21 protein-coding genes, 2 pseudogenes and 1 riboswitch are annotated in these 25,321 nt (G+C 26.7%); of the genes and pseudogenes, 4 read left to right on the forward strand and 19 right to left on the reverse strand.

Annotated elements, in window-relative coordinates; translation table 11 throughout:
- Positions 1 to 7 precede the first annotated feature (7 nt).
- The gene (locus RGC78_RS11040; RefSeq protein WP_309556647.1) at positions 8 to 679 is read right to left on the reverse strand and encodes a hypothetical protein; all 672 of its coding nucleotides are present in this window, start codon (positions 677 to 679) and stop codon (positions 8 to 10) included.
- A gap of 205 nt (positions 680 to 884) precedes the next feature.
- Between RGC78_RS11040 and RGC78_RS11045 the strand changes: the two genes are divergently transcribed.
- The gene (locus tag RGC78_RS11045) at positions 885 to 992 is read left to right on the forward strand and encodes a DUF1659 domain-containing protein (RefSeq protein ID WP_252213916.1); all 108 of its coding nucleotides are present in this window, start codon (positions 885 to 887) and stop codon (positions 990 to 992) included.
- Positions 993 to 1,371: 379 nt separating this feature from the next.
- Here RGC78_RS11045 and RGC78_RS11050 read toward each other — a convergent pair whose 3' ends face one another.
- From RGC78_RS11050 to RGC78_RS11075, 6 genes and pseudogenes are all read right to left on the reverse strand, one after another.
- A complete protein-coding gene (locus tag RGC78_RS11050) occupies positions 1,372 to 2,268 on the reverse strand; it encodes a hypothetical protein (RefSeq protein ID WP_309556648.1) in 897 nt (298 codons plus the stop codon).
- A 146-nt stretch (positions 2,269 to 2,414) separates the two neighbouring features.
- Entirely contained in the window at positions 2,415 to 3,905 is a 1,491-nt protein-coding gene (locus RGC78_RS11055) for a DUF6883 domain-containing protein (RefSeq protein WP_309556649.1), read from the reverse strand.
- Positions 3,906 to 4,189: 284 nt separating this feature from the next.
- The gene (locus tag RGC78_RS11060) at positions 4,190 to 5,596 is read right to left on the reverse strand and encodes a hypothetical protein (RefSeq protein WP_309556650.1); all 1,407 of its coding nucleotides are present in this window, start codon (positions 5,594 to 5,596) and stop codon (positions 4,190 to 4,192) included.
- 224 nt (positions 5,597 to 5,820) lie between these two features.
- Positions 5,821 to 7,944: a hypothetical protein gene (locus RGC78_RS11065; RefSeq protein ID WP_309556651.1), complete on the reverse strand. Its 2,124-nt coding sequence runs from the start codon at positions 7,942 to 7,944 to the stop codon at positions 5,821 to 5,823.
- A 395-nt stretch (positions 7,945 to 8,339) separates the two neighbouring features.
- A pseudogene (locus RGC78_RS11070) lies at positions 8,340 to 8,748 on the reverse strand (DnaA ATPase domain-containing protein).
- A gap of 43 nt (positions 8,749 to 8,791) precedes the next feature.
- Positions 8,792 to 8,980 (reverse strand): annotated as a pseudogene (locus RGC78_RS11075) (phage replisome organizer N-terminal domain-containing protein); the annotation flags it as partial.
- 1,060 nt (positions 8,981 to 10,040) lie between these two features.
- A riboswitch (Fluoride riboswitch) is annotated at positions 10,041 to 10,100 on the forward strand.
- A 146-nt stretch (positions 10,101 to 10,246) separates the two neighbouring features.
- On the opposite strand from RGC78_RS11075, the gene RGC78_RS11080 reads away from it, so the two are divergent.
- Positions 10,247 to 11,590: a voltage-gated chloride channel family protein gene (locus RGC78_RS11080; RefSeq protein WP_252225500.1), complete on the forward strand. Its 1,344-nt coding sequence runs from the start codon at positions 10,247 to 10,249 to the stop codon at positions 11,588 to 11,590.
- Positions 11,591 to 11,832: 242 nt separating this feature from the next.
- Here the strand turns inward: RGC78_RS11080 and gshAB are convergent, their stop codons facing one another.
- From gshAB to RGC78_RS16195, 6 genes are all read right to left on the reverse strand, one after another.
- Positions 11,833 to 14,136 carry a bifunctional glutamate--cysteine ligase GshA/glutathione synthetase GshB gene (gene gshAB, locus RGC78_RS11085; protein ID WP_309556658.1) on the reverse strand — a complete coding sequence of 768 codons (2,304 nt, stop codon included), beginning with the start codon at positions 14,134 to 14,136 and terminating at the stop codon, positions 11,833 to 11,835.
- Positions 14,120 to 15,448 carry an MATE family efflux transporter gene (locus RGC78_RS11090; protein ID WP_309556652.1) on the reverse strand — a complete coding sequence of 443 codons (1,329 nt, stop codon included), beginning with the start codon at positions 15,446 to 15,448 and terminating at the stop codon, positions 14,120 to 14,122. Before RGC78_RS11090 ends, gshAB begins: the two co-directional genes overlap by 17 nt.
- A 19-nt stretch (positions 15,449 to 15,467) precedes the next feature.
- Positions 15,468 to 16,181, reverse strand: coding sequence for a gamma-glutamyl-gamma-aminobutyrate hydrolase family protein (locus RGC78_RS11095; protein WP_309556653.1), 714 nt, complete (start codon positions 16,179 to 16,181; stop codon positions 15,468 to 15,470).
- Between the two features lie 201 nt (positions 16,182 to 16,382).
- On the reverse strand, positions 16,383 to 16,667 hold the full coding sequence (locus tag RGC78_RS11100; RefSeq protein ID WP_252213927.1) for an ArsR/SmtB family transcription factor: 285 nt from the start codon (positions 16,665 to 16,667) through the stop codon (positions 16,383 to 16,385).
- A 217-nt stretch (positions 16,668 to 16,884) separates the two neighbouring features.
- Entirely contained in the window at positions 16,885 to 17,385 is a 501-nt protein-coding gene (locus tag RGC78_RS11105) for an STAS domain-containing protein (RefSeq protein ID WP_309556654.1), read from the reverse strand.
- A complete protein-coding gene (locus RGC78_RS16195; protein ID WP_309556659.1) occupies positions 17,357 to 17,611 on the reverse strand; it encodes a SulP family inorganic anion transporter in 255 nt (84 codons plus the stop codon). Before RGC78_RS16195 ends, RGC78_RS11105 begins: the two co-directional genes overlap by 29 nt.
- Before the next feature lie 218 nt (positions 17,612 to 17,829).
- Here RGC78_RS16195 and RGC78_RS11115 point away from each other — a divergent pair, with 218 nt between their 5' ends.
- Complete coding sequence (locus tag RGC78_RS11115; RefSeq protein ID WP_252213930.1) at positions 17,830 to 18,372, forward strand: recombinase family protein; 543 nt, start codon at positions 17,830 to 17,832, stop codon at positions 18,370 to 18,372.
- Between the two features lie 196 nt (positions 18,373 to 18,568).
- Here RGC78_RS11115 and RGC78_RS11120 read toward each other — a convergent pair whose 3' ends face one another.
- The 6 genes from RGC78_RS11120 to RGC78_RS11145 form a co-directional block, all read right to left on the reverse strand.
- Complete coding sequence (locus RGC78_RS11120) at positions 18,569 to 18,766, reverse strand: DUF4177 domain-containing protein (protein ID WP_252213931.1); 198 nt, start codon at positions 18,764 to 18,766, stop codon at positions 18,569 to 18,571.
- A 164-nt stretch (positions 18,767 to 18,930) separates the two neighbouring features.
- Positions 18,931 to 19,980 carry an ACR3 family arsenite efflux transporter gene (gene arsB, locus RGC78_RS11125; protein WP_252225506.1) on the reverse strand — a complete coding sequence of 350 codons (1,050 nt, stop codon included), beginning with the start codon at positions 19,978 to 19,980 and terminating at the stop codon, positions 18,931 to 18,933.
- Between the two features lie 12 nt (positions 19,981 to 19,992).
- Positions 19,993 to 21,648 carry an FAD-dependent oxidoreductase gene (locus RGC78_RS11130; protein WP_309556655.1) on the reverse strand — a complete coding sequence of 552 codons (1,656 nt, stop codon included), beginning with the start codon at positions 21,646 to 21,648 and terminating at the stop codon, positions 19,993 to 19,995.
- A gap of 103 nt (positions 21,649 to 21,751) precedes the next feature.
- Complete coding sequence (gene arsA, locus RGC78_RS11135; protein WP_309556656.1) at positions 21,752 to 23,500, reverse strand: arsenical pump-driving ATPase; 1,749 nt, start codon at positions 23,498 to 23,500, stop codon at positions 21,752 to 21,754.
- A 64-nt stretch (positions 23,501 to 23,564) separates the two neighbouring features.
- On the reverse strand, positions 23,565 to 23,933 hold the full coding sequence (gene arsD / locus RGC78_RS11140) for an arsenite efflux transporter metallochaperone ArsD (RefSeq protein ID WP_309556657.1): 369 nt from the start codon (positions 23,931 to 23,933) through the stop codon (positions 23,565 to 23,567).
- A gap of 14 nt (positions 23,934 to 23,947) precedes the next feature.
- A complete protein-coding gene (locus RGC78_RS11145) occupies positions 23,948 to 24,265 on the reverse strand; it encodes an ArsR/SmtB family transcription factor (protein WP_252213938.1) in 318 nt (105 codons plus the stop codon).
- A 418-nt stretch (positions 24,266 to 24,683) separates the two neighbouring features.
- Here RGC78_RS11145 and RGC78_RS11150 point away from each other — a divergent pair, with 418 nt between their 5' ends.
- Positions 24,684 to 25,178 (forward strand): flavodoxin family protein, encoded by a 495-nt coding sequence (locus RGC78_RS11150; protein ID WP_252225511.1) that lies wholly within the window; start codon positions 24,684 to 24,686, stop codon positions 25,176 to 25,178.
- The last annotated feature ends 143 nt before the right edge of the window (positions 25,179 to 25,321 follow it).

Here is a 25,321-nt window from a genome sequence, read left to right on the forward strand (position 1 = left end):
CTATTTATCATTTATCTATATTTTCAGGGAATAATTTCCACACATTAGAAATCCCTGTTTTAATCTTATGTGTATCATTGAATATGCATTTATATTCATCTAAATTAATAAAATCTGTCATGACTATTTTTAATTCATCTAAAGTTGATATATCATCACAATAAGCACTAACTCCACTAAACTCCACTTCTCCTTCAAAAGAAAATGGAACATCTTCACCATATTCATCATCCCAATACACATTTGCAGTTCCTGTCCATCGAACTAGAAACCTATTTCCATTTCTTTTTAAGAATTTAATTGTTCCACTAGTTACATCTTCATGTTCAAAAACATACAATGTTCCTGCTTCTTCACCGTTTGCATTATATTGAGAATCCCATTTTAAAGAAAGTCCTTCTATATCTTTCCATGATTTTATATCAAGCCTAAAACCATTGTTATGATACAAACGAGGCGAAACCGATTCATAATAAATTTCTTCATCATCTTCTAAGTCTTCCAATTCTTCATTATCTAATTCTGTTACAAAATCTCCTGCATTCATATCTATTTCTATAGACCAGTAGAATTCTGCCAGTCCAGTACTCTGCATTCTTTTACTCATGGCAGAATCCATAAAACTCCCACCAAATGTCGCATTCTCCACATCAAACTTTAATTTTCCCAACTTAAACATATTTTTCCTCCACAAATTACTATTTTTCTGTTGGTTAATTATATCATATTTTGTAAATACACCCTTATAATTTTTTAAGAGAATTTTAGTAATGACTACAACTTTACATATTATAAAAAAATATATAATTTTTTTCTTCTAACCTTGTATTTTTTAATTCTAAAACATATATCCTATGTGAAATCAAATTAAAGGGGTTAAACTAATGGCTATAAACAAACTTGTAAAGGACACTATCATGAGCATTGAAATTCAAAAAGGTGTTGATAAGAATGGTGATCCAGTATTTACAAAAAGAACTTTTCTAGTGTAAAAGAAGATGTTAATGCAGATCAAGTTAAAACATTAATGAACCTTATAATCTAAAAAGAAGTCTTTTTCATTAATGGTGGATTATTAAAAGCAATTGATTCTGCTCAAATAACACACAGAGCAATCACAAAATTTGATTTAAAATAATCTTTCTCTCATAATAAAAAACTCTTTCTTTTATAAGATAAACACCCATGCATAATTATTTATACATGGGTGTTTTGTTAGTTAACTCTGTTTACTCCTAGTATCTAAAACTTATATTTACTATACTATCATTTAAAGTTAAACTTCATATTTTATGAATAATGGATAGCTTTACATTATATATTTAGCTATAATATAATTCTTCATCACATTGCCTTCCATCTCAAAGCACTTTACCAAAAAAAACCCTTATAGCTTTCATATACATTTTCGCCAAATAAAATTGACTCACACGTTATCGGTTCTCCATTAAGAATATGCCATCGCCAATCACCTTTACCATCATATAAATCATTACCTTTAAGGTTACCTACTATTATATCAACATTTACCGTTCCATCTGTAAAATTTATAAGCGCTTTACGCATTTCTTCTACCTTCTGCAATGCTTCTTTTTCCACTTCAACCTTTTTTTCAGCATCATATAAACGGTCATCAAGTGAAATATGTATAGATAAATAAACTGGACATATGTCAAAAGCTTTCTCCATAGTAAAATCAGTGAAATTAATGCACCCCTCCGATGTCTCCAGTTTTTCCCTATATGCATTTACCTGTTTTTCCATAGCTTCATATTTATCATTATCCGTATAACCTGTACTGTCTGACAAATTGCAATAAGTATAGCTACTTGAATTTACTATTGGTATATCTATAAAATACTTGTTCATAAACCGTTCTTGATAATATTTACCAATATATTCTTTCAGGTAACTCTCTATCTGATGTTTCAAAGTAGAGCTATTGTTCAGCAGAAACTCTTGTTCACTCCCGTTAACATCTGTATATTTTATAGTCCACTGAATATATTTGATATCGTGCTTATCAATATCTTCATTAATATCACCGGCTTGGTGATATATTTCAGTTTCTTCGACAACTTCATAATCACTTCCAAACATCGCAGCCAGAGCTTTCTGGTACAATTCAATATAGTTTTCTGAATATATGTGTACATTATCTTCCACCGTATAATGGATGCCTGTAGAACTTCTTTCCGCTTTATTACAACTCGTTAACAATCCTAATGTAATAAACATTATAAAACAAAGTATAATATTCTTTTTCATATTTAATCTACCTTTCTATAAAATTATTTTATAGAACTTTATAAGTAACAATTATGAACTAAGTATTTATTTTCAATTACTTATTATAAATAATTTCTCCTAATTGTTCTAAGTATATGAATAATGGGAAGTATACAAAATTTGCGTCAATCATATATAGAAACAACATCTGTTGAAATACCATTAATTTCAAAAACTTCTGCCATATGTTTAGCATAATTTTTAGATAGCTGATAACTAAAGCATATATCAATATTTATTTTACATACTCCTTCATACAATCTAGCCTCTTCATTATTAATTAACCATAAAGCAAACTCTTTATCTTTAATTTCTAAAAATGAATATCCATACTCTCCTTGAGGAACAATATCTTTTTTTCCCAGATGTGAGGATATTACCATTGGAGTAATTTCATATTCTTTATTTGATTCAACTGCGTATTCCTTTGCTTTTTGTAAAAGTTTTTTGTAGTAATCTATTATAGTTTTTTCTATGAACAAATTTGAAACTTTCCCTTTTATTTGTTTCTTTTGATTAGCTACGTAAGCTGTTACGAGCCTAATTTTTTCAGCATTATGTGGCTCAAAAATCCATCCAGTTTCTATTGTTTTTCTGTTACCATCAATGCCTTGAACTTCAATAAAGGCTGAAAAAGGAAATCCATATTTATTTATATCCTTAAATTTTAATATGCTATTTTTTAAACCTTCTTTAAGCTGAGCTTCAAGTAAATAATAGTTGTCTTTGTTGAATCCTAAAGTTTTTTCAAAGACTATGGCTTTATCCTTACCTTTAGTATTTTGCTTATTTAAACAATAACCTAATAATTTCTTTGACATATCATCAATATCTTTATTTGATAAGCGTCGCTTTACGTTTATTTCAAAATTGCTAATAGCATCACTATTATTAATTAATGAATAAAATGCTTGTTCCGTTAATAGTTGCCAAAATGTTGACTCATTTACTTGCTTTGATTCAAATAAGTAGTTCTTATTCTCTTCATCAACAAACCTATTATTTTTATTAAACATAGCATTATCTTCAATTATAGTTTTATAAGTATCTATATCCACGAATGTACACTGTTCATCAAATAAATATTCTAAAATATCACATTTAAATATATTATCACTTATTATTGCTTTGCCGTCTAATATCATGCAATTATCTTCCATATAGTCAACAAACAATAAATAGTTTAGTAACAAACTATAATCAAGTATTGCATAACCCTTGTATGTTAAATCCATCATATTTAAAAGTTTATCTATGTCAATTAAAGCTTCTTTAAATTCCCCCACCACAGTTATAGAATATATTCCTTTTTCAAAGTCATCTAAACTAAATAACTGCTTTATAGAATTTTGTGAAACTTGTATTTCATTACAAAAGTGTTTGTATGCCTTAATATGCATTTTAGTATCTTTTGACATATTAAAAGATATTTCTTTTTCATCATTTAGCTTTACACTAGAAATTTTTTCTCCTAAACATTCAAAAAGAACAAGTCCATGAAATATTCTCATTGAGCAATTATTACTAAAATGTTTTAGTAAGGTAGATAAAAAAACTGCCAATTGCTGATGAGACATTTCTCTGTTATCTTCGTAAAAAAAGGTAGCTATATCCATCTGTATCTTCTCCTTTATTTTCAAGTAATATGTAAATTAACCCCTCATTATAGAAAATTATAGCCTGCAATAGTTTCGTATTATTAGCCTAATGGCTGTAAACACAGCTTGTCCAATTATATGAATGATGGGAAGTTAATAACTATAGATATTACCTATATCCTCAATACAGATAATGTCACAAAGTTATAAAAACATGCATTAACCAAACCACACATTATGCAAGTTTTGTTCAATCAAACAAATTGGAATTTGTACTTTAATAATTAATCCATTAAATCCTTTTATTTACCATCATAATTTTCCTTCACTTGATTCCTCATATTATTTATTTTTTCTATTCTTTCAATAAATTTAGGCTTCAAATTTAATCTCAAAACATCAAGATACCTATCTAAATCTGTCTTTTGAGCTTTATTCATAAAATAATTTTTACAAACTATACTTTCAAATCCGTTATATTTTATTAGGTTCATATAAGCGCTATCATAATAATGAAAGCGATACAATGATAAAATCTCAAATACTCTGCTAGAGATACTATGTATTCTTTTGAATTCTTCTAAATCTAATTGAATTCTTCTAGCTTCTTTTAGTTTAGTTAAGTCATAATGCGCTATATAAGCATTCCTTAAAATTTCTATTCTATTTACTAACTCTTTTGCTTCTTTAATTAGTTCTTTAAGCTGCTTTCCCATAATCTTTACGGCTGTTTCTTTATTTTCAGAATTTGTACATATGAAGTATTTCAAATAATCAAATCCAAAATTAGGATTACTACTATTCGGTCTTGCCTGAGAATATATTTTTGTTGCTACTAATGTCATTTCCGATATGGCATTATTCCAAAAATTGCTAATAAACATTATATCACTTGGGAATACACCATCTTTAGAAAATTCATTATTTATAAATTTCTCTATCTTATCACAATAGTTTATGTTAACATCAAATCTAACTAACTCATTTCTAATCAAATCAGTCATTTCTTCAAATTCAGTCCATTTATCAGGTTTAATAATATTTTTATAAAAACCTAGTTCTTTAAAGCTATTTTGTTCATAAGTACGTCTAGCCACAAATTCATCTAATTCAGAAGTAATTTTTTCATCCTCTTTCATTATTTCTTCTTTCCAACGTTCACAGTTATACAATAGAATATCACTAATATATCCCCTTCTCATTCTAATTGTTAATACATTATCTTTTCGCTCATATATTTTAGACATTTTTTCTTTTACTTTTTTTAATGTAATATCTTCGATTAAAAGAATTTCATTTTCAAAAATATATATTATTTCATCCAGTCTTAATATATATAAATCTAAATCATCTTTATTATTAAAATTATTTTGAAAATCTTCTAGCTGGTATATTGCTCGTGAAGCAATCAAATTAATAACAGTATCATTATTATAACAAATAAGAAAATCTCTTAGTAGCTCACTTCCCCGTTCACAGTAAATAAATAACAAGCCTTTAGTCATCCCTACAATATTATTTCTCTGTTTATCTACATCGTTACAAATCCATTTTTCAATATCCTTAATAAAATCAAAGTTATCCTTAAAATTATCATCTATAATTTCTTTAGTTAACTTTTCTATAACACCATCTCTCCCTATCTCAAAAGTTAACTTTCCTATTTCAAAGATTCTTGTATCTTTACTTATAACTATTGAAACTTCCATTAAATATCTCATTCCTTTCAAGATATGTAAATAATTCTTTTGTCATTTTCTAAAATTTTACTATTATATACTGCCATACATTATAATCACTTTTTCTTTAGTTAATGCAATTCCTAAGTCAAAATTACAATTTATAATATTTAATCTTAAAATTATAACGTCTGGATTGCCGAAGTGCCACCTTACCAATCTATATAAAAACTATATTGATATTACTTAAATTCTTAATTTTTTAATCCAAAATATATTTTTTTTGCTTTATCTGTAATTTTATATACATTTCTATAATCACCATCAATATATACCTGATTTTTTATTAATAGCCCTTTATCTTCCAATATACTAGAACGTTTGGATATTAATTGGTAAGAACAATCTAACTCCTTTGCTATTACTGTTGCATATAAATTTAAATCTTCATTTTGACTTAATACATGCAAAATATCCAATTCAATTTCTGATAATAAATCTTCTTTATTTACACTTTTAAATAGATCTTTATCATCAAAATAGTACTTTTCTTCTATAAAGCCTACTTCACGGCAGCCTTTATAACATAACATTCCTATTTTATTTAATACGTCATATTCGCTAAAATCATAAACTGTTCCACATTTACTACAAATAAATTTAGTTTGTCCTAATAAATATTTTTCTAATAAATCATTATTATCGAAATATCTCGAAATATAATATTTTCTATATTTCGTATTACCTTTTGGTCTTCCAAATAGTATATTATTTGCCTTGCATAATCCATAGTTTATAGAATAAATACTTATAGGTACTCCGTCTCTATCTGACTGTTCATAATATTTTGTTACAAAATAGTTTAATTCCAATGAATAAAAAAACTTTTCATATCCCTTTTTTATATAGAAATGACTTGTTGGAACTTTGCTCTTAGGAATATCTTTAAATAGTTCTGTATCTTCATTTGCAAGTTTTGATTTTAAATCTTTTGATTTATCAACAATTTTATTAATAAGAATTTGCTGTGCATGTCTATCAAGATTTTCATTAAATGCTTCTGCTAAATAATTTGTTTTTTCAAAATAATAAACTATCTGATTTTCATAGTATTTTTGAGTAGCTTCTTCAAGTAATGCTTTGGTTATCTTTTTATTATAAATTAGTGCACTTTGATAACAATAATTAAGTATGTAGCCAAGAACCCTAGGTATATTCATAGATACTTGAAATAATAGTTCTTTGTAACTTTCCCATGTATTATCCTTATTATCTATTTGAAATATTATTGAAGGGTGTTCATTAAGATAAAACTTAAATCTTTTTATCAGAAGTCTGTCTAGAAAATCAATAGCTTTTTCTTCAAGTTCTGGTAAATCTTTGACTTTATAAATACTATAATAGTCTAAACTTATTTCATTTATTTTTCCTTTTTCTATGTCACCATAAAAAATTCTTTTTGGATATGAGCCTATCTTAAATCTGAAAAATTTTTCAGACCAATTATTTAATGGCGCTAATATAGTATTAACAAAGACTTGTTGTGCTTCAAAATCTATTTCAGAGAAATCATCTAAAAATATATGCACTTTCATTATATCTAGTGATTTCAATTCTGAAGATATCTTTTCCATGTATTCTTTAATACTAAAATGCCTTAATAAAAGAGCTGAAAATTGTTTCATTTCTTCTTCAGATGTACTATTTTTCGCACCGACTACTTCTTCATAAGCAACTTCAAGTGATACATCTTTTGAGGATATATTACCTTTTGCTCGTGAAGTAATATTATTTGTATTTTCATTATTACTTGTTCCTTTGGATTGATTTGTACTTTGAACAATGAGACTAACATCTACAAAGTTAGGACTTTTTATTTCTTTCTTAAGTGTTGTTAATCGTACTTTTGTTTCTTTATACTTACTCTTCTTAAATATCTTTCTCAGAAGATTTTTATTTTCTAAGCTTTTTTCAAGTTCATCAATTAGTCCATTTAACACTTGTAAAATAAAATTTTGTAATAACAATAATTTCTGTACATGTTCATTATTAAATTCTACTTTAATATCTTGAGATATAGATTTACCATATAGTGTTTTAACATCAATATAAGCTGATATTTCTTTATTCTTATGTCTAAAATATTCTTGAGCTCTTGCAAATATTGTTGATTTTCCAGTTCCTTTTCTCCCAATTAAAAAAACAGTAGAATCTTCAATCACTTGTTTAAATATTGCCTCATTTGGTAAAGGATCAACATATAGTTTATCAATAATACTTTTATTATTATCTTCATTAATTAATTCAGCTCGCTGAGCAAGTTTTAATGATACTATTAATTTATTTAAATTGTCTAAGAAATCTTTATCAAATTGCATATTTTTCTCTCCTTATCTTAAATGTATTTATATGGGCATTTCATATAACAATAAAATATTAATATCAACATCATGTTTCTATTCTAATATATAGTTATAGCCGACCTTGATGTCTATAAATATTGCTTTACACAAATTCTAAAACATACTTTTCTTAAATTTCCGAACTTCTAGTTATAGACATTATCTCTATATAATCTTACATTTTCATCCTTATTATACTATATTAATCCAATATTTTACTACTAAATTCCAAATACTTTCCCATAATTATCATATCAACTTCCTACAAAAAAAATAAAACCCACCACATACAACTTCAAAAAGTCATATATAGCAGATCCTAAATACATCACTATTCTATTAAACATTCTCTTCCAAACACTAACTAATCCTTACCTTAATCTATAATTGTTCTCTTGCCTCTTCTCTATTTCCACAACATAATCTTTACACATTTCATAAAGTCTAGATTCTATTCCCTCATCAATAAGTAAAACATCACATGTTTGATATTTTGAAAGCATTTTGGTATAGTATTCATCATCAAGCATATTTTTTTATCTTTGTTAAAACATCTCTATATGACACATATACCACTTTAATTTTTTTATCAAGAAGATTAATTCCAAGAGCTACTGAAAGATGTGTTTTGCCACTACCTACTTGGCCACAAAATAAAATACTATTTTGTCTATGATTTCTTATATTTTTAAAGTCATTATAAAATTCTATTGCTACTTCTTTAGCAAACTCTGAGCTTTTATTCCAAACTTCAAAATTAGAAAAAGTTTGTGTACTCATTTCTGTATTAATACCAGATAATTTCCAATCATTCTTTAAATAACTTTTTAGCTCTAGTTTTATTTTGGATCCTTACCTTTTTCATACCCTCAATATTTTGATGCTTTTCCCAATTTGTAATTTTAATAAGATTGTCCTCACCTACTTCTATCATCCCAAAATCTCTTAATATTTTTAGGGCAAGCCTAATAGAAGTAAGTGATCTACAAAATATTGTGGACAATATTTCTTTCTTACTTTAGATGATGTTTCTAAAAAATTATCTATTAGCAAACCAACACTTCAAAGATATAAAAGTTTAGTAATATCATATAATCATTTTGTGTTTTATTAAGATTCAACTAAGGCACATGAAAATAAATAATATGCCCAAAATTGTAATGGATAGTTTTTGACTGTGCCCAAAGTACATATTATCAAAATATTTCATACTTATTTTTTCCTATATATACTAAATATTATAAACAAGTTTTGAAAATTAATATAGTAGTCTATTCTACATTACTTTATAGTTATTATATTCCCTTTTTATTCTTTAGGTTTACTGTCTTTGATATTTAATAAAAATTATAATTTACATCTATCCATAATACTCAACTATCTCTAAAGGCACATTTTATAAGCAAATTCTTAAGTTCTTAAATTCTAAAATTTATTTATTCTTTAATTCTAATATTCTTTTCTTCTTAAAAATTTTAGATCAATTATATTAGTTTTGTGTAACATATTTTAATTAAATTCATATATTATTAGTATAACAAATGATAATTATGAACAAAGGGGTAATTGATTATGAGAAATTGTTGTAACTGCTGTTGTAATTGCTGTAGATGTAGAAATCGTTGTAGATCTGGATTTAATAATGCATGGTTCTTATTGCCATTCTTATTCTTCTAAAATATTTTAACAATAATTTTATTCTAAAATTATTATTGTGCTATAAATATAATGAAGATAAATTCTTTAATAATATTGAATTAAAATCAACTAATTATATTATATAAAAATGGACCTAAAAGATAAATTTACTTACTCTTTTAGGTCTTAATTTTTCGTTTAAATTTTGTTTTAACCCAAGAAAATAATAAAATACAAATCTAATATAAAAACTTTCTCTACTCCATGTAATTTCTTTCTCAAATACATATATCCTATATTAAATAAAAATTAAAAATAATAATTTCGAAGTAATCTCTAGTGATAACGTTTAATCTATAAACATATTATATCTAATTTAAGTTCTTAGAATTCACTAACTATTGTTAAAACATACTAATCATATTATTATATTTATATATTTAGGTGATGGAGTTCGCCTTTAACTGCGTAATGCTAATGACTCCTACAAAAAACGGGTATACTGTCTTTTGTAGGAGTCTTTTTATTCTTTAGAAATTATATTATTAAAGAAGTCATGGCTAACTGCGTAAAAAATCGACGACTCCACAATCCCCTTAATAATTAATTATTAAAAATATAAAAAGGAGAAAGAGATTGTATGAACAAAGATAATTCTAAAAAAAAGAATACAATTGTATTTCTTAAAAATCCAAACTTAAGCACACTTCTTGGAATGTCATTTTTAAAGTGGATTTTTATAGGTACAATCGTTGGCTGTTTAACAGGAGTGGCTGGTGCTTTATTTTTAAACAGCTTAGAACTTGGTACAACTTTAAGAAACAATAATTCTTGGTTATTATTTCTTCTGCCCTTTGGAGGTGCTTTTGTTAGTTTTCTATATTCTAAATATGGTAAATCCTCTTCAAAAGGTAATAATTTAATTATAGATAAAATTAATACTAGTAATGGAGATATTCCTATGCGTATGGCATCTTTAGTTTTTCTAGGTACTTTTGTAACCCATCTTTTTGGTGGTTCTGCTGGTAGAGAAGGTACTGGTGTGCAAATTGGTTCTAGTATATCTGAAGGCGTTGGACGTTTATTAAAATTAGACAAGGTAGATACTAAAATTATTTTAATGTGTGGAATTAGTAGTGGATTTAGTTCTGTCTTCGGTACTCCTCTTGCTGGAACTATATTTGGATTAGAAGTAGCTGCACTTGGAACAATGAGCTATCAAGCGTTAATCCCATGCTTTACATCAGCTTTTATAGGAAATATTGTAACTACAGCATTTGGTGTTCATCATTCACATTATAATATATTAGAAGTTCCTACCATTACATATGTTGTAGTATTAAAAATTATAATTGCTGCAATTTTATTTGGATTAGTTAGTAAATTATTTAGCGAATTAACACATAAATTAAAAGACATATTTTCTTCTAGATTTGAAAATGCTGCAATTAAAAGCATGATTGGTGGATTTATAATAATTGTATTAACATATTTAATAGGAACAAGAGATTATCTTGGACTTAGTCTACCTTTAATAAATAATTCATTTACTGAACAAGTTAGTCCTTTTGCATTTTTTAACAAACTTATATTTACTTCATTTACCCTAGGTACTGGGTTTCAAGGTGGAGAAGTCACACCTTTATTTGTAATAGGTTCAACATTTGGTAATGCTCTATCAAATATACTTCATATTTCTCCATCCTTTTTAGCAGCATTAGGTCTTATTGGAGTATTTTCTGGTGCTACCAACGCACCTATAACATCATTTATTTTAGGGTTAGAGCTATTTGGTGCTCAAGGAATTGAATTTATGTTTATGACATGTGCTATAAGTTATTTATTTTCTGGTCATTCAGGTATATATATTTCTCAAAAAATTGGTACAAGTAAAAGCACGTTAATTAAGGTTCCTAAAGAATCTACATTAGCCTATTATAGAAAACCTAAAAATGAAGAAACTCCAACTAAGGTATTAGACTAGTTCACCATTCATATAATCCAGAGAGTGTAACATGGTGTGTAAATCTAATGTGCAAGAAAAAAATAATTATGTAATTAATAAATAATAAATTAAAACTGAAGTAATTTATTTATAACAATTACTTCAGTTAAAACTTATAGTCTCATTTTAGCTTATTCCCAATATAAAAATGTTATAAGCAGCAAATAATGCCACTTTACCTACTGTATATATCAACACACATTAAAAACAGAGCCATATTTTTATATTAGTTCTAATAATTTTAATATTTCATTAGCTATTTTTCTTTCTTTACCAATATAAGGATATGAATGTATATGAATTGCAGGATTAAAGTTTAATTCTATTATTCCATAATCAGATGTTTCATCCTTATAATCTTTAATAATCATATCAACTCCACATATATTAGCACCAATTGCCTTTGAAGAATTTACTGCTATCTTTTTGAATCTTTCTGGAATATCATCAGTATAATCTATACTGTCCCCACCTGTACTTATGTTAGAATTTTCTCTTAAATAAATCATTTCATCTTTATTAGGTATATAATTTATATCTATATTGCTTTGCTTTAAAAATAACTCTACATTTTCATCTATTTGTATTTTTTCTAATGGAGTTATGTAACCTTTTCCTCTAAGTGGACTTAAATTTTTATCTTTAATCAATTCAGATATATTTTTAACTCCATCACCAACAACATTAGCTGGTACCCTGTGAAGTATACCTGCGACTTTATCTCCTATTACTAAAAATCTATACTCTTTTCCTTGTATAAACTCTTCAATTAGAACTGTATTGTCATATTTAAATGCTATTTCTAATGCTTTGATTATATCTTCTTTTTTACCACCACTAGGGAAAATACTTATACCAATACCAAAATTCGTAGATTTAGGTTTTATTACTGCAGGAATATTAATAAATTTTTCTAATTCACTTATAGCATCTTTAATTGAATTAAACTCCATTCCCATTGGTACTCTAATCCCTGCTTTTCTTAGAACTTTTTTAGTAACTACCTTGTTTTCCATCATTAAAACAGATATGTAATTATCTTTAGATGTTTTAGTTGCTTGTTTTACATACTCAACTTTATCACCCTTTTTTAGTACTATAAAATTTTCACTTCTATCAATAATGTTTGTCTTTATTCCCCTCTTTATTGATTCCTTCATTAATATTTGTGTAGATAATTCTAAATCTTCATATCCAACTAATTTAAATCTGTTTTTATAAGCATCTTCTTTGTATTTCTTAGCTAAATTAATATGTGCATTAACATAGCCTTCTTCTTTAACCTTATCAATAATTTTGTAAGTATATGTTAATTTATAATCTTTAACCTTATCAATCATTGAATCTATTAAACTATCTTTTCCTAAAGATAATTCTTTATTTATTTCTTTAATTTGATTTAAAATATTCAATGCCCATTTTTCTTTAGAAATTACTTCACCATTTTTCTTTAGCTCAACATTATTTTGACCATATCTTGCTATTACCTTCTGATTATCGTATGCCTCTTCTTGCCAATTATCATATGATTCTTCTTCACTTATCAGTAAAAATAAATTAAACATTTGAAGAAAATGTAAGTCCTCAAGACTAATACCGCATTTATCAAATGGATTAATATCAATACTTCTATATTCTAAATAGTTAATTCCTTCATCTAATAATGAATTAAACAAATTATAATTATCTTTTGCCTTTAACCTTATAGAACTATATAGTTCCTTATGACTTTCAATTAAACCATCTTTTATAAATCCATTAATGCTTTCAACATAGCTATTAACTGAAGAATAGTTAGGAAATAACTCTATATTATTTTTATATCCACATTCACTATTTCTATATGACATTGCTCCATCATTAGAAAAAGCTCCTTGTGAAATCTTCTGAAGAGTTTTTACACATTCTCCAGTATAACTCTCATGAACTATACCAGTTGCTCCCAAAAGATATAATAGTAACCATCTATAACGAAGATAGTTCCTTGTTACCTTTAAATAAATATTATCTTTAAATCTTCTATAATTTAGTTCTGTATTAGCATTATCATATAGTTTTTTTATCATATCTTCATTAAATGAAAAATTGTAATGCACTCCAGATATTAATTGCTTTTTTCCACCATACTTTTCAATTAAATTCTCTCTATATTTCCTTGCTTCTTCACCCTTAGGAGATTTATTAAAACTTGCAATTGGTATTAATTTATCATCTGGTATTATGCAAGGCATAGATTGTGGCCAAATGTATTCATCCTTAATTTCAAGTGCAACAATATCATAAAGATTATTCAGAAAATTGTATGTTTCTTCACAAGTACCAAACACTGGTGTAATTAATTCAATTTGACTTTCTGAAAAATCAGTTGTTATATATGGATTAAGCATCTTATCTCCAAATATTTCTGGATGCTTTTTTAATGATAAATTTCCATATCTATCTACTCTTAATCCTTCCCTTTCTATTCCTACATTTCCTTTTAACAATTTACTACCTTTAAATAACTTTTTAAAAATTTCCAATATATTTATACCCCTTTCGTACTTGTATTATATATAAAATATAAGAAACTATTCCCTTGAAAATACTTGATAATGCTATACTCCACCAAATTCCATTTACTCCAATAAATTTAATCAAAATTAATGCCATAGGAATTCTTAATACCGTAAAAACTATACTAATGTATGCAGATATTTTAGGCTTTCCTATCCCTGTAAATAAGCCATTTGATACCATTTCAACTGTACTAAATATCTGTGAAAACGCCACTATTTGTAAATATAAACTAGCTATTAGAATAGTAACTTCATCTCTAATAAATATCTTTACTAATATACCTGGTATAAATGTGAATGCTAAAGCTGTTACTGTAGAATATATAATGCCTATTTTTAATGAACTCCTATATCCCTTAATAATTCTATGGAACTTCTTAGCCCCATAATTTTGACCTGCAAAACTTGCTATTGCTCCATTCAATCCCCCTATAACCATAAATGTTATAGATTCTATTTGAAGACCGATTTTCTGAGCTGCAATAGCATCAGAACCAAATATTGCTATAATTCTTGCAAGAATTATATTTACTAAAGTAAATAATATTCTTTGAAAGGACATTGGAAATCCCAACTTTATTATTTCTATTACTTTATCTTTTTCTATACCAATTTTAAAATCAAACTCAAATATGCCTTTACCCTTAACCTTAAATATTACAAACATAACAAAATTAGAAATTAGTGTTGCTATTGCTGCACCTATGACTCCTGTATCTAGGACATATATAAAAATAGGATCTAGTATTATATTTATAAGAACACCTAAAGCACTTATTTTTAATGCACTTTTATTATTGCCAAAACTATTTAGTATTCTAGTATATAAAATATTAAAAAAAGTAAAAAACATCATAGGGGCACTTATTGCTAAATACATATATGCATTAACTTCTACATCTGTATTATTTAGCTGTAAAAACCCAATAAATTGTCTGCCTAAAAATATTAAAGATAAAGCATAAATTATCCCTAATGCTAAATTTATTAAAATGCTAGCATTCATATAACTTTTTACGTCCTTATCATTTTTCTCTCCAATTGCATGAGATACCTTTATTCCTGTACCAATTACCACTAATGCATTTATAGAATATCCTAAACCTATAAAAAAACTTGAAGATCCTATACTTGCTACTGCATTACTTCCAAGTCCACCAACCCATATCATATCTATTAAGTTATATGCAAACTGCAACAATGAACTTCCCATTATAGGGATTGCTAATGTTAATATTACTTTTGCTACTTTTCCTTCAGTTAAATCAATTTTTTTCATTTTACCTCGCTCTTCTTTTCTAAGCATTTTTTATAAAATCTTTAAATAATTCAATCATATTAAATTGATCCCCTCTCATTTCTTCTGGATGCCATTGAACTCCTAAAACATATGAGCCTTCCTCTTTTTCAATTGCTTCTACTACTCCATCAGATGCCCATGCAATAGATCTAAATCCACTTGCAACTTCTCTTATCATCTGATGATGAAAAGAATTTACATATATATTATCCCCAAATATTTTATTTAAAGAAGATTTATTATTAATATTTATTGAATGTATTGGATGTATTGGATCTGTATTTTGCCAATGCTCATTATTTATATTAGGCACATATTTCACATCTTGATATAAAGTTCCCCCAAAAGCTATATTAATTAATTGCATACCTCTGCATATACCTAAAACTGGTTTTTCTAATGATATAAATTCCTTTAATAAATCTATTTCAAACTGATCTCGCTCTGGAGATAATTCATCAATTTCACCACAAGGTTCCTCACCATATAAAAAAGGTGATATATCACTTCCTCCAGTTAAAACTAGACCATCTAATTTTCTTGCTAAATCTGAAATATATTTTGTTTCTGTGATTGGTATTATAATTGGAATACCTCCAGCATCTGATATAGCTTTTACATATACATCTCCAACTATAACTCTCTTTTGTATCTTTCCCTTTGGATATTCTAACTCTACTAAATTTCCTGATATTCCTATAATTTTATCCATCTTAACCACCTGATTTTAATTCCCCCTTTCAACATAGCTACTACTTTATAATATATCAATTTTTTTTGATTTGTTGACTAAAATTTTTTATTGCTAGCTAGCTCTATAACATTATTATACATTAACGCCTAGAACATATCAAGTTTTTTTGATATGTGTTTTCACGCCCCCAATATTTTTTTGATTTTATACAAAATTTTATTACTTAACAATATCATTCATAACCTCTTTAGATAAATACTTTTCTAATTCCTCTTTATTAATACTATAGTGATTCCACTTACCACATCTCTCCATAGTTATAAGATTAGAATCTAGTAACATTTTTAAATGATATGACAATTTTGATTGAGGTATGTCAAAATGTTCAACCAAAGAACATACGCACATGCTATCTTTTTCACTTAATTTTTTAATTATATTTAATCTTGTGATATCAGATAAAGATTTAAATACACTTTCATACTTATTCATATCTATCTTCATTAATAACTCGCCTCACATAATTTAATAATTTAATAATTTAATAATTTAATTTCTATTTTAATGTTAACACTCTAAAATGTAAATATACTTTTTTTATTCTTTAGGTTTAAATTATTAAGTTTTTAAATAAACTTTTGCTATAAAACAGATAAAGGACTTTTCATATTGCATTTTTATGCATTATGAAACTGTCCCTTGTATGCTTAATCTATAGAATTTAATGATTACTAACCATATCAAATTTTCCTGCTTTATTATGAACAGACATTCTATCTATTAATTCTAAACATTGAGTACTCATTCCCATTAAATTAGTCTTAATTCCATTCTTATGGAATTTAATCACTACTTTATCTATACTATCAACTGCTGATTCATCCCAAATTCTAACTTTTGAAAGATCTATATCTACAGTTTCTACATCCTCTGTAAAATCAAAACTATTAATAAATTTTAAGGTAGATGCAAAAAATAGCTGTCCTTGCACTAAATATACTGTTTTTTTATCTTCATTTATTTTTTTAATACTAATTTCAGATATCTTAGCTGCAAAGAATATAGAACTTAAAATTATTCCTATAATAACTCCATAAGCTAAATTATGTGTTAATAATACTGTTATAACTGTTGATATCATTACAAATGTATCTGATTTAGGTACTTTCCTTATTCGCTTTATTGACTCCCAGTTAAAAGTGCTTATTGATATAACAACCATAACTGCGCCTAATGCCACTACTGGTATTTTTTACTAAGCTCGCTAATACTAATGCCATAGCACCAGCGCCAGCTGATATCATACCTGTTCTACCACCAAAAATTGATATAACTAAAGAAATGCAAAAAGATGCATACACTCCAACCATAGGATCAACTCCTGCTACTATAGAAAACCCTATTGCTTCAGGTATTAATGCCATACATACAACAATCCCTGCAAGGATATCACCTCTAACGTTTGAAAACCACTCTGCTTTTTAATTTTTATTCAAATTTTTATACACCTCACATTTAATTTTTCTCTTGTAAAAACTTATTTTTATTTTGTGCAAGAATCATTTTAACATATATCGTCTCAAAAAGGAACTATTTTAAGACTAATTTTATTTTATTAAAACTATGATATAATAAAATAAATTCTTTAAATATCAGGAGAATAAATATGTTAATTGGATACATGAGACCATATGAAGAAGATTCAAACTGTGAGATTCAGTTAAATAACTTAAAAAAAGCAGATTGTGAAATTATTATTGAGGAAGATCATTCCTCACCAAAGAAAAGATCAAAACTAAAAGATACAATAAATACTCTAAATAAAGGTGATAAAATAATAGTCACAAAACTTTTTAGCTTAGCTGATTCAACTCGTCATTTAGTTGAACTATTAGAGATAATAGATAAAAAAGAAGCGTTTTTTCAATCTATTAATGAAAAAATTGATACAAGTAATAAGAATGGATATAATTTTACTGAAATTATAAAACATCTTGTTAAATTTCAAAGTGATGTTATAAGTGAAAAAACAAAAAAAGGATTATATGAAGCAAAGCAAAAAGGAGTAACTCCAGGAAGACCAAAGAAACCTGATGAGAATGTAAAACGTGCTATTGTTATGTATGAAAGTAAAAAATATAGTTTAAGTGAAATAAAGAAAGAAACTGGAATTAGTAAATCTACATTATACAGATATTTAGAACATTAATTACCTAAAATTATACAATTAAAGAATAGCTATACTTATGAGGAAATATCGCCAATCACAAAATAATTGGCGATATCAAAACATTTTTATTTTTTTGAATGTGCCTTAATTATTTTTACATTAATACTAATTCTGTTATGTAATATATTCGTTTTATATTTACTCTATACTGCATACTCTATATCTAACCAGAATATTATTGTACTTTTCTTTTAAAAGTTATTACATCATCATATAATTTTGGCATCCATCCTTTCCCTTCTTGTTCTTTATGTAAAATACCTACAAGTTCCCACCCTTTTGATCCATAATTATCAAGTTCTTGCTTTAATTTTTCTGGATCCTCTAAACTTTTAAAATCTGTAATACTTATAACATTATATTCCCATTCCATCTTTAAAACCTCCTTTTATTATTTATAAAATATTTTTAATATTAGTATTTCATATTTTCCTTGTTATTATTCTTTTATTAATTACAATCCCTAATAAATTCATACTATTATCTTTCAGTAAAGTACATTTAAGTTTATTAATTATTCTAAAAATTTTATACTATCTAATTATTTTTAAACCACCCCTTAGTATTATTAGCTATTTTAACAAGAGCAAGCATTACTGGAACTTCAACAAGTACTCCAACTACAGTTGCAAGAGCTGCTCCACTTTGTAAACCAAATAATGATATCGCTACTGCTACTGAAAGTTCAAAGAAATTACTTGCACCTATCATTCCTGCTGGTGCTGCAATGTTATGAGGAAGTTTAAGTAATTTTGCTCCAACATAAGCAATAGTAAAAATAAAGAAAGTCTGAATTGTAAGTGGTACTGCTATTAATAAAATATGCAACGGATTGTTTAAGATAATATCTCCTTGGAAGGAAAATAATATTATAAGTGTTAAAAGTAATCCTATTATTGTTACATTGTCAAACTTCTTTAAAAATATATTATTAAAATAATCTTCACCTTTTTTCTTTATTAATACAGTTCTTGTTGTATATCCTAAAGCTAGCGGAATAACAACAAATAGTACTGTTGAAAGAAGTAATGTTCCCATTGGTACAGTTACATTACCAACTCCAAGTAAAAATGCTACTATTGGTGCAAATGCAATTAAAATTATTAAATCATTAACTGCAACTTGAACTAAAGTATAGGCTGCATCACCTTTTGTTAAATGACTCCATACAAATACCATTGCTGTACATGGCGCTGCTCCAAGTAATACTGCTCCTGCTAAATATTCTTTAGCAAGATTTACTGGTATAAAACTTTTAAATACAATATAAAAAAAGAACCATGCAATTGCATACATTGTAAATGGTTTTATAAGCCAATTTGTTACACAAGTTAATATAAGTCCCTTTGGTTTTTTACTAGCATTAACTATACTTGTAAAATCTATTTTTAACATCATTGGATATATCATAAGCCAAATTAATATTGCAACTGGAATTGATACGTTATAATATTCAAATTTATTTAGTGTATCTGGTATTATAGGTAAAAATTTTCCTACCGCAATTCCAACAACAATACATGCTGCTACCCATAATGTTAAATATTTTTCAAATACACCTAACCCTTTTCCTTTATTTTCTGACATATATCTATCTCCCTATTTATTATTTACTTTCTTTATTTTTGATCCTTTATAAAATTTGTGACCACCTGATAAATTATATACTTTTTTAAAGCCATGATTAATTAAAATATTTTGTACTGCATTTCCTGTAACACCTTTATTACAGTAAGTTACTGTAATAACTTTTCTATCTAACTTATCTAAATCATCTCTTAAAGTACTATGAGGCATATTTTCTGCCATATAAACATGAGCTTCATCATATTGCTTAGGTACTCTCGCATCTATTATTTGAAATTTTTCTGTATTTTCAGTTAAATTTTTAAGTTCATTACTAGTTATAATTGGTCTGCTATTGTTTATTGCGTTATCTAAAATCATTCCTGTATAATGAACTGGATCTTTTGTAGTAGAAAATGGTGGTGCATATGCTAAATCAAGATGGAATAATTCATCTACCTTTGCGCCATAAGTAATTAATGTTGCAAATACATCAATTCTCTTATCCACCCCTTCATAACCTATTATTTGCACACCTAGAATTTTCTCAGTTTTCTTATCTGCAATTGCTTTTATAACCATTTCCTTGCCATGAAAATATGATGGTTTATCTGGTTTTATATTGTGACATACAACTATATCATATCCTTCAGACAACGCTTCTTTTTCAGATAACCCAGTATTTGCAATAGTCATATCAAACAATTTAAATATTCCTGTGCCTAAGTTGCCTTTATATCTTAAATTTCCTTTAGTTAAAGCATCACCTGCAATTCTACCAGTTTTATTTGCAGTAGATCCTAGTGGTCTATATATTGATTTTCCTGTTATTAAAGAAAAAGTTTCTATACAATCCCCACACGCATAAATATCTTTAATATTTGTTTCCATTCTATTATCTACTTTTATTGCCCCTGTAATGCCTATTTCTATTTTGCATTCTCTAGCTAAGTCTACATTAGGTCTAACCCCTGTAGCCATAATAACCATATCACTATCTAAAACAGTTTTATCTGCAAGTATTACTTGCTTTTCTGAAATTTCACTAATATCAGTATCTTTAATAATTTTTACATCTTTCTTCTTTAATGTATTCTCTAAATACTGTGCCATATCTTCATCTAAATTTGGTGTTATTTTATTTGCTTTTTCAAGTATTGTCACATTTAATTTCTCTTCAATTAAATTTTCAACCATTTCAAACCCAATAAAACCTGTACCAACTATTACTGCATTTTTAGGCTTATTATTAATAATAAAATTCTTAATATTTCTAGCACTTTGTACATTTCTTAAGAAAAACACATTTTTATTTTCTATACCTTTTATATTAGGCATAAATGGCAGTGCACCTGTTGCTAATACTAATTTATCATAAGTATCCTTAAACACTTCATTAGTATGTAGATTCTTAACAGTAATATTTTTTTCTAAACTATTAATATTTAATACTTCATAACCTGTAAAAACATCAATATTGTATTTCTTTTTAAAAAATAAAGGATTCCTTGGAGTAAGTTCATCAAGTTCTTTAATTTCTCCACCAATATAATATGGCAAGCCACAACCTGAATAAGAAATATCTTTATCTCTTTCGTATATTACTATTTCAGCAAAATCATCATTTCTACGTGCTTTAGCAGCTGCAGATGTTCCTGCTGCTACTGCTCCTATAACTATTATTCTCATTTTTTCCTCCTTACTTTTAAAACAAACTTATTGCTTTATCATCTCTATTAATATTATTTATCCCACCACAAAATTTCATTCATTAATGTAGTGGGATAATACTTTAATCTAATAATTCTTTAAGTTTATCTCCCTTTACTTCTTCTGCTTTCCACTGAATTACTGCAAAATTTCCATTTGATATTTTATCTACTTTATTTATCCACTTTATCTCATTGCTAGCCTTAGCTTTTAATATGTCATTACTAGTATTTGTAGCATAAAGACTTGAATTTATAACCCACCATTTACTATAAATTTCTGCTCTATTTAAATCTTCTTGAAGTCTCATAGCTTCATAAACTGGTGTTGTTTCTGCTAAGGTTACAATTATAACTTCAGTTTCTTTATCATTTTTTAATTTTGGCAAAAGTTTTATAACTGATTCTGGAATATCTCCTTCTGATCTAACAATTTCCCTATTATAACTTTCAGTTGATTCTAATAGTAATAAAGTATGCCCTGTTGGAGCTGTATCAATAACAACAACCTCATTTTCTGATCTTTCAACTATTTCAGCAAAAGCCCTAAACACAGCTATTTCTTGAGTACATGGTGATCTTAAATCCTCTTCAACATAAGCTATATCCTCTTCACTCATATTGTTTTCTCTTGCTTTAGCTAACACTTCTTCTTTATATTTTTCAAGTTCTTCCTTTTCATCAATATTACTTAATGAAATTCCATAACTTTCATCTAATACAAATTTTAAATGTCCAGCAGGATCAGTTGTTGTCAAATGTACTTTCTTACCCTTTTTTGATAATCCAAGTGCAATTGCAGCAGCTATAGTAGTTTTTCCTACTCCACCCTTGCCCATTGTAAATATTACTTTTTTATCATTTTTATATAAATCTTCAATTATACTATTTAGTTTTGGTATTTCAGTTACATTTAAAATTTCATTGTCTATTACAATAGAATTATCTTTTAACAATGATCTTACGTTTTCTAATCCTGTTATATTATAAGGCCTTAGAGGAATCTCAAAAGTTTCAATATTCTTTAATCCTTCTGGAATATCTTTTAGTGCATTTTGTTGTTTCTCATAAATGGATTTAGACAAATAATCATCACACTGTTGAAGTACTCCATTTACAATTAAAACTTGATTTTCAACTCCAATATCTTGAAGTTCCTTGGATGCTCTTTCTGCTTCTTTTAAAGGGGTTATCTCTGGTCTTGAAACAAGTATAAGTGTAGTTTTTTCTTTATCAGCTAAAGTCTTAACTGCTTTTTTATACATCTCTTTTTTATCTTCTAATCCTGCAAGTTGACCAAGACATGATGCCCCATGAGTACTTTCGCTAATAAAATTACTCCACGCTGAAGGTAATTGAAGCATTCTTAATGTATGCCCTGTTGGAGCTGTATCAAAAATAATGTGATCATATTCATTACTTACACTTTTATCTGTTATCATTAATGAAAATTCATTAAAAGCTGCAATTTCAACTGTACATGAACCTGAAAGTTGTTCTTCCATATTATTTAAAACAGCTTCTGGTAACTTTCCTCTATAAGGAGCTATAACACTTTCTCTATATTCAGCAGCAGCATCTTCCGGACTAAAATTTGCAACTTTTAAATTAGGAACATCTTTTATTTTAACTCCCTTGTTATTTAATTCTGTATCAAATACATCCTGAAGATTTGAAGCTGGATCTGTACTAACAAGCATTATTTTCTTTCCTAAATCCGCTAAATTAACTGCTACTGCACAAGCAGTTGAAGTCTTTCCTACTCCACCTTTACCTGTAAAAAACAAATATTTTGTTAAATCTAATTTTTCTAAATCAAATAATTTAAACATTTTTATCTTCCTTTCTTTATATATTGTAAAATATGATACATAAAATCATTATTTTTATTTATAATTAACAACATCCACCTTTACAGTTACATTTAGTAGGTCTCTTTATATTTGCTTTTAAATAATCCTCTGGTATATTTAATAATTGACAAAATTCTTTATTACTAGGATAACTGCCCATTTTAACAATCTTACTATTTACCATAATAATAGGAAGAGCCTCTAAGCCCTTTGTCATTAGTATCTGGTTTATAATTGTATTAGTTACAAATATTTGAGGATTACTTGTAAGATTATATCTTTCAACTATTATCCCTTTATTTTTTAAAGTGTTTAATACTGTTGCAACTCTTAATAATTCTGGATTAACAGATGGACCACATACACCAGTTGAGCAACACATAGCTGGATCAAAAATAATCATTTTTTTCATATTAATTCACTCCTTTATTTGCATTCATATTTTGTTTTATCATTGCAAATACAGTCCTCTGTATTTGCAATGATGTTCATCAAGAATAAAATTAGATTATTACATTTATTGATATTCAAACAGTAGTAATTCCAAGATCTTTCTTTTCTAACATTTACTATTTCGCAATCAATTAATACCTTCATATGATGAGATAATGTTGGTTGAGTAAATTCAAAATTTTTCAATATATCACATGCACATCTTTCTCCACAAGATAATATATCAATAATTTCTAATCTATTTGGATCAGAAAGTGCTTTAATAATTTTGGAATTATTCTCATAGTTCAATAAACTCACTCCCTTATATAGATATTCATCTATATATAATATAGACCATCATCTATATGAAGTCAATGATAATATTATATTTAGTATCTACCCTTTGCATATTAATAAACATATATCTATGTATTATCTTTTTATGCAGTAACTTTAATAAATGTTCATAAAATTATTCTATTAAATTCAAATTTATTTTTATTTAAATAATACACATAAATTTAAAACTTATACATTTGATTTTTGCTCTAATTATAATTAATATTCCGCTCTCATCCCCCTTAAATCAACTCCTTTTTTTCTTAAATATGCTATAATATCCTCATATTATAAAAATATAAATTTATAAATAATCTATATATATACTACTTAGAAAGGATGTGACTTACTAGAAAGTTTATATAATTACACTTTCTAGTTGCAATTTATGAAAATATCTATAATTTATTTTAGTAAAACTGGAAAAACAAAAGAGATGGCAGATGTTATTGCTTCTAGCATGAAACTAGAAAAAAACATTGAAGTAGGAATTTTTGATCTTGATAATATTGACTATAATTTTGTTGATAAAAGCAATGCTGTAATCTTTGGAACACCAACCTATCACGCTAATATGTGTTGGCAACTAAAAAAATGGTTTGATGAATCTTCAAATTGCAATCTTAGTGGTAAAATCGGAGCAGTCTTTGCAACTGCTAACTTTGCACAAGGTGGTGCTGATACAGCTATCTTAACTATAATTAATCATATCATGGTTAAAGGTATGTTAGTTTACTCTGGGGGTTCTTCTTTAGGACAACCTTATATACATTTAGGTGCTGTTGCATTAAAAGAAAATTTTGAAGAAAGCAAAGAAATGTTTAAGATATTTGGAACTCGTATAGCTCAAAAAGCAAATGAACTATTTGCAAATAATAATTAATTTTTATTTAAAGCTATATTTTAAATATGTGTTGGTATATACAAAGTAGCATTGTAATTGGACTATACTCATTTTAGCATTCCTAAGTTCAATTACTCCGCTCACTTTGCTTATGCATATATCAACACTCTGCTAAAACAGAG

This window comes from Clostridium aquiflavi, assembly GCF_031344075.1.
Taxonomy (GTDB): Bacteria; Bacillota; Clostridia; order Clostridiales; family Clostridiaceae; genus Clostridium; species Clostridium aquiflavi.